The sequence below is a fragment of the Microbacterium sp. K24 genome, assembly GCF_004794465.1.
Classification (GTDB): domain Bacteria; phylum Actinomycetota; class Actinomycetes; order Actinomycetales; family Microbacteriaceae; genus Microbacterium.
Map to the genome: position 1 here is coordinate 1 of NZ_SSDJ01000125.1, position 6985 is coordinate 6985.

5 protein-coding genes and 1 riboswitch are annotated in these 6985 nt (G+C 71.9%); all 5 genes read right to left on the bottom strand.

Annotation, left to right across the window (positions count from 1 at the left end; translation table 11 throughout):
- Nucleotides 1-249 precede the first annotated feature (249 nt).
- Nucleotides 250-2403 carry a bifunctional hydroxymethylpyrimidine kinase/phosphomethylpyrimidine kinase gene (locus DW306_RS12490; RefSeq protein WP_342670854.1) on the bottom strand — a complete coding sequence of 718 codons (2154 nt, stop codon included), beginning with the start codon at nt 2401-2403 and terminating at the stop codon, nt 250-252.
- Nucleotides 2397-3245 (bottom strand): hydroxyethylthiazole kinase, encoded by an 849-nt coding sequence (thiM, locus tag DW306_RS12495; protein WP_136055920.1) that lies wholly within the window; start codon nt 3243-3245, stop codon nt 2397-2399. Before thiM ends, DW306_RS12490 begins: the two co-directional genes overlap by 7 nt.
- A riboswitch (TPP riboswitch) is annotated at nt 3237-3330 on the bottom strand. (Overlaps the previous gene by 9 nt.)
- Before the next feature lie 6 nt (nt 3331-3336).
- On the bottom strand, nt 3337-4305 hold the full coding sequence (locus DW306_RS12500) for an NAD-dependent epimerase/dehydratase family protein (RefSeq protein ID WP_136055921.1): 969 nt from the start codon (nt 4303-4305) through the stop codon (nt 3337-3339).
- A gap of 60 nt (nt 4306-4365) precedes the next feature.
- Nucleotides 4366-5085, bottom strand: a complete 720-nt coding sequence (locus DW306_RS12505; RefSeq protein WP_136055922.1) for a DUF402 domain-containing protein — start codon at nt 5083-5085, stop codon at nt 4366-4368.
- Nucleotides 5086-5149: 64 nt separating this feature from the next.
- On the bottom strand, nt 5150-6985 hold a 1836-nt coding region (gene pheT, locus DW306_RS12510; protein WP_136055923.1), incomplete at its 5' end, for a phenylalanine--tRNA ligase subunit beta.

The following is a 6985-nucleotide window of genomic DNA, read 5'->3' on the forward strand; positions in this document are numbered from 1 at the left end:
ACGTCATGCTTCTACCTTAACGGTCGGGCTCCCCGAGATACCGGGGACCATGGTCGGGGCCGAGGCGGCGACACCGGCACTCGACCGCCGCGCGTGCGCAGGCAGGAATGCAGGGTCGCCTAGAGTCGGCGGCCGCCGCGGCGTCGGCGCACGACGATGACGCTCGGAACGAGCGTGATCGAAGCGGAGACGGCCGAAGGCATGTCGCGACAGTAGCGCGGGCGGAGCGGCATCCGCAAATCCACGTCGTCACACGACCGGATGACGCTCCATCGGCGCCGCGAAGAAGGCGAGCTCGTGGGCGCTCGACACCTCGAACGCCCTCAGCATCCGCTGCCGCGTCTCGGCATCCGCCGTCGCCGCCGCGCCCGTGACGACGTCGATCGCCTGCCGGGTCGCCTCCGTGAAGGCCGGATCGGCGTAAGTCTCGAGCCAGGAGGCGTACGGATGCCGCGGATCGCGGGCATGGTCGCCGAACTCTCCCGCGTGCAGCCGCTGCCCGAGGTCGGTGTACAGCCAGAAGCAGGGCAGAAGTGCCGCGACCAGCACACGGTGGTCGCCGCCGAACGCGACGGAGCGCAGGTGGTCGAGATACGCCGTGGTGGTGTCCGACGGCTCCGCCGCGAAGGTCGCACCGTTGACACCCTGCGACGGCGTCAGCCACGAGGCGTGCAGTTCGAGCTCGCCGACGATGGCGCCGTGTGCGGAGTTCGCCCAGAACGCCTGCTCCGCCGAGGTCGGGGCCAGCCGGGCTGCCTCGGCCAGCACCCGTGCGTAGTCGCGCAGGTACAGGGCGTCCTGCGCCAGGTAGAACAGGAACGGCTCGCGTTCGAGTGATCCGTCGGCGAGCGCACGGATGAACGGCAGCTCGTCGATCCCGCGACGGATGCCGGCGATGTGCTGCCACCACTCCGCCTCGACCTCGGCGGCCGACGGCCGCGTGTCGAGGCCGCCGCGCGCCCACAGACCGGAGAAATGGCTGATCGGGCCGTGTCCGTGTCCGACGCGCAGCGTCTCGCCGTTCCGCAGCGACTCCCGCAGCCACGCACGGGCACTGCGCACGGCGGTCGGAGCGTCCTCTCCCTGCGCGAGGCGAGTGGCGAGTGCCGACGATAGCGAGCAGCCGGTGCCGTGCGTGTTCCGCGTGTCGATGCGGGATCCGGTGAACTCCTGCCGCCAGCCGCGGCGCGCGTCTATCAGGGCGTCGGGAGCGTCGTCTCCGTCCAGGTGCCCGCCCTTCACGAGCACGGCGGCTCCGATATCCGCAGACAGCTCCTCGGCAGCGGCGAGGGCGTCCGCCCAACCGTCGAGGTCGCGACCTGCGAGCGCAGCGAGTTCAGCGAGGTTGGGCGTGATCAGGTGCGCGCGGCGGAGCAGTCCGCGCAGCGCTCCCTCGGCCTCGGGATCGAGCAGCCGGTCACCCGAGGTCGCGACCATCACCGGGTCGAGCACGACGTGGGGAGGACGGATGGCGTCGAGCCATGCCCCCACGACACGGATGACCTCGGCGTCGGCCAGCATCCCGATCTTGACGGCGTCGATGACGATGTCGTCCGACAGCGCCTCGAGCTGTGCGCGCAGGAAGTCCGCCGGCGGCACGTGCACGGCGCGCACGCCCTGCGTGTTCTGCACGGTCAGGGCCGTGACCGCGGCCATCCCGTAGCCGCCGTTCGCGGCGATCGACTTGAGGTCCGCCTGGATGCCGGCTCCTCCGGACGGGTCGCTTCCCGCGATGGTGAGGACGCGGGGCACCGCACCGGCACGCCACCGCCGGCGGAATTGCGTCGCGACACCCTTCGGATCATCGGCGGTGCATAGGGCAGAGACGACCGCGAGTCCCGCCGCACCCGCATCGCGCAGATCCTCGGTGTCGTCGATGCCGACTCCTCCGATCGCCACGCAGGGCAGCGGGCTCGCCGCCGCGAACGCTCGGAAGCCCTCGATCCCCAGAGCCGGCGGATGGTCGGGCTTCGTGCTCGTGGGGCGGATCACGCCGACCCCGAGGTGGTCGACGGTGCCGGGCGGGAGCGCGAGCACCGCGTCGAGATGCGCCCGGCTGTTCGCGGTCAGCCCGATCACCGCATCGGGCCCGAGCGCCTCTCGCGCACGCAGCACCGACGCATCGCCCTGGCCCAGATGCACCCCGTCGACACGTGCTCCGCGTTCACGCGCGGCGACGGCGGCATCCAGACGATCGTTCACGACGAGCAGCGCGCGGCCGTCGATCACCCGCGACAACTCGATGAGCTGATCGACGATCTCGCCATCGGTGGCGGCTTTGTCGCGCAGCTGCACGATGCGCACTCCCCCGTCGACGGCCTGACGGACAGTCTCGACGACGCCGCGCTCCCCGCAGAGCCCGGGGTCGGTGACGAGGTAGAGCGAGAGATCGGCGATCACCACGTGCCGCCCTCGACGCGGGCTGCGGCGACGATGTCCTCGGCACTCACTGCGGCGAGCGCGTCCAGCAGAGCGACGGCGAAGCTGCCGGGACCTGACGACCGCCGCGCGGCCTGCTCCGCCGCGATCGTGTAGACCAGGCTCGCTGCGGCGACGGCGGTGAGCGCATCGGTCCCCGTGGCCCTCGCCGCGCCGAGGAACGCGGCCATCACGGCGCCCAGGGCGCAGCCTCCGCCGGTGACGCGGGTGAGCAGCTCGTGTCCGTTCGCCAGGCGCAGCGCCCGCTCCCCATCCGTGATCAGGTCGATCGGACCGGACACGGCGACGACGCACCCGAACCGGCGTGCCAGCGATGCGGCGGCGTCGGCGGCGGCATCCGTGGTGTCCGTGGCATCCACGCCGCGCCCGCCCGCGCTGAGGCCGGCCAGCGCGAGGATCTCGGAGGCGTTCCCGCGCACAGCGGTCGGGCGCTGGTCGACGAGCTCGTGCGCGAGGCCGGTGCGCACCGGCAGGGCGCCGATGGCCACGGGATCGAGCACCCACGGGGTCCCCGATGTCGTGGCCCCGGCGACCGCCTCGAGAGCGGCCGCGCGCTGCTCGGGCGTCGGCGTGCCGAGGTTGATCAGGAGCCCCGAGGCGACGCCCGCGAACATCCCCGCCTCGCCGACGATGTCGACCATGGCGGGCGCCGCGCCGACGGCGAGCAGCACGTTGGCCGTGAAGCCGGTGACGACCGCGTTGGTGATGCAGTGCGTCAACGGCGGGGCATCGCGCAGCACCTCCAGCAGTATCCCCGCCGAGTCGGCGAGATCGATGGCGGATTCCGGACGCAGACGATCGCTCATGGGCGACATCCCTTCGCTAGTACGAACTAGATCAGGTTCGACGGGTCTGTTCTCAGCCGCGGATGCGGCACCCCGTGTCACTGCTCGAAGTCTAGCGACCGAGTTCGGCCAGCAGCTCCCGCTCCTCCGACCTCCTGAGTCCCGCGCGCCGGTCGCGATCGACTCCGCGTGCGCGCTCGTCGTCCACGACGTGCGCGATGGTGTCGACGAGCGGTCGGAACGTGCCTCCCGTCGCACGGAACAGCGCGTTGGTGCGGGTCATGAATCCGGTCATCTCGGCCGGAAGCCAGAGCGGGAGCGAACGCTCGCCCATCCAGTACTCGACGCCGTGCGCGAGAAGCCACTCCTCCGAGGCGACGACCGTCTCACCCGTGTGCCCCGACGCGGCGCGGACGGCATCCAGCACGTCGGCCAGCGGATGCACATCGCCGATCGTGTTGACCGCGCCGTCTGCTGACGTCGTGACGACGTAGGCGGCGAGGTCGTCGACGTCGATCACCTGAGCCGTGCGGCCGTCGACCGGCGGGAGCAGCACAGGCTCATCGCCGGCCCTCGTGAACGCGGCCGCCCAGTACCCGAACCGATCGCTCGGGTCGCCGTCGCCGACGATGAGTCCCGGACGCACGATGAGAGCACGCTCGGCAAGGGTCGCGACGGCATCCTCCGCGGCGGACTTCTGCGCCCCGTACTCGTACTCGTCCCCCGGCTGAGCGGGCGGATGCCGGGGCGCCGACTCGTCCGCTCCGATCGTCTCGTCATCGGAGTAGACCGACATCGACGACACGTACGTCCACCGGCCAGCACGATCCCCGAGTGCAGCGACCGCCGCGGCGACATGCGCCGCCTGGGAGGAGATGTCGACCACCTGATCCCAATCGCGTGCGACCAGAGCCGCGTAGGCCTCGGGGTCGTCCCGATCACCGCGCACGAGCGCGGCGCCCTCAGGCGCGGCACGCTCGCCGCGGGCGAGGCAGGTCACCGACGCACCGGCATCCAGCCAGCGCCGGGCGATCCGCCCCGAGAGCCAGCCCGTCCCGCCGAGGATCAGCACGTCCGTCATGAGTCCATGTCACCAGCATCCGGTACCCGAGGGAAGCTCTCTCCGCTCAGAGCAGGGAGGTCAGCCCTCTGCTCGCAGCTCGTCGAGTCCCGCCAACTCGGGCACCGTCCACGTCGGGTCCGGTCGCCAGTCACGCCACTCGTCGTCGAACGGCCAATCCCCCGCTTCGAACGAAGCGATCGCCGCGTCGGCGTGACGCTCGATCTGGGCGGCCTGCTCCGGACTGAGGCGTCCCTGGTCGATCGCGGCGACGAGCTCGTCCTCGTCCTTGAGATGGACGGTCCCGTCGGGCGAGATCTCGACGTCGAGGATGTGGTCCGACGAGTAGGTGTCGTGATCGGTGCGGAGGTGCGCGTTCTCGAGGTTCACGTACCAGCCTGCGAAGGTCCAGTCGCTGCCCGACACGTCCGACCAGAACAGCCACACCGACCACGGGAGCCCGGCGGGAGCGATGCGCAGCACGCCGTGGCCCCACCACTCCTCGACGATGCGGGTGCGCTCCTCCAACCACCGGCGCGCGAGGGGCACCGTGCGCACTCGCTGTCCATCCGGTGCGCCCTGCGATTCCTGCAGAGTCCCCGGGGCGAGCCAGGCGACCAGCCCATGCTCGTCGTCGCGCACCACGCGCATCGGAGAGATCGTCGACGGCTCCCCCGGCTGCCACCCGGGCTTGCGGTAATGCCAATCGATCTGCGCCCCCGGCGGAAGGAAGGGTCCATCGCCGAGCGGTCGCGCGCCGTCGGGGACGGCGGCCGGAGTGCCCTGGGGGAGGATGCTCATCCCGCCACGCTACTCCGGCGCCGTCGCCGTTCGACGGAACGTCGCCGTCCGGTTCGGACCGCGATCAGTCGCGCAGCGCCGCACCGAACCGCTCGGCGGCGACGGCCACTCCGGCGAGCTTGGCCTCGGTGGCCTCCGCTGCCGTGAGCGTGCGGTCGTCCGCGCGGAAGCGGAGTGCGAACGTCAGACTCTTCGACCCGTCCGGTACGCCCTCCCCGCGGTAGTCGTCCACGAGACGCACCGACTCGAGCAGCGTACCCGCGCCCGCGGCCAGCGCGGCTCGCACCTCGCCCGCGGGAACATCCGCGGGCACGGTGAGCGAGACGTCCTGCGTGGCTGCGGTGAAGGTCGACAGCGACGCGGCGACGATCCGGCCACCGGCGAGCGAGAGGATCCGGTCGAGATCGAGTTCCAGCACGGTCGCGCGGCCCGGCAGATCGGCATCATCCGCGACGACAGGGTGCAGCTCGCCCACGTAGCCGATCTCCTCGTCGCCGACGCGGAGTGCGCCGGTGCGTCCGGGATGGAGCGCCGCGCGCTCGGCCTGGACGACGTCGATCTCCACACCGGCGGCGGCAGCGATCACACGCACCGCATCGAGCGCCTCCGCGAGACCGGCGGCTTCGGCGGGCCGGCCGGGCTGACGCGGCGAGACGTTGCCGGTGAGCAGCACGGCCACGTGACGATGCTGGGGCGGGATCGAGGCGTTCAGCTCCGCGAGCTTCTCGTCCGACGGACGCTCCCCGAGCGGCGGCACGTCGTCCGTGCCGTACTCGACGCCCGGCTCCGGGAGGAACACGACGCCGGTCTCGAAGATCGCGATGTCGGTCAGGCCGCGAGCGATGTTGCGGTGCGCGGTCTGCAGCAGCCCCGGGATCAGCGAGCGGCGCAGGTACGGCGCCTGGCCGTCGAGCGGGTTCGCCAGGCGGATGCTGGGCAGGTGCTCGCCGGATGCCGAGCCGTGGAGGTCGTTCTGCGCCTCGGTCGTGAACGGGAAGGCCGGGGTCTCGACGAGACCGGCGGCGGCCAGCGCGTCGGCGACACGACGATGACCCTGCTGGTGCGCGGTGAGGCCGCGGCCCGAGGGCGGGGTCGGGAGCACGGACGGGATGCGGTCGAGACCGTGGATACGGGCGACCTCCTCCGCGAGCGTCCACTTGTCGGTGAGGTCGGGGCGCCAGGTCGGCGGGATGACGGTCCAGCCCGCCTCGGAGGCCGTGACCTCCGCGCCGATCGTGGTGAGCGCGCCGGTGATCTCGGCATCCGTGTAGTCGACGCCGATCAGACCCTGCACGAATCCGGCGGGGAGCTCGATGTCCGCGACGTAGACCTCGGCGAACAGCGCGCCGCCCTCTTCCGTGAGGGTGCCGCCGGCGAGCTCGACCATGAGGTCGGCCGCGCGCCGGGCGGCGACGAACGGGACGAGCGGGTCGACGCCGCGCTCGAACCGCTTGGAGGCCTCGCTGGGCAGCTTGTGACGGCGGGCCGAGCGGGCGATGGTCGTCGGGTCGAAGATGGCGGCCTCGATGAGCACGTTGCTCGTGGTCTCGCTCATCTCGGTCGTGCCGCCGCCCATGACGCCGGCGAGGCCGATCGGGCCGGACTCGTCGGTGATGAGCAGGTCCTCGACATGCAGCGCGCGCTCGACGCCGTCGAGGGTCGTCATCTTCTCCCCCGGCACGGCGCGGCGCACGGTGATGCCGCCGGCGAGCTTGTCGAGATCGTAGCCGTGCAGCGGCTGGCCGAGCTCGAGCATCACGTAGTTCGTGATGTCGATGAGCACACCCAGCGAGCGCATGCCGGCGAGGCTGAGCCGCGCGATCATCCAGGGCGGGGTGGGGCGCGAGGGGTCGACGCCGCGCACGACGCGCGTGACGAACTCGCTCGCGCCGACGCGGCC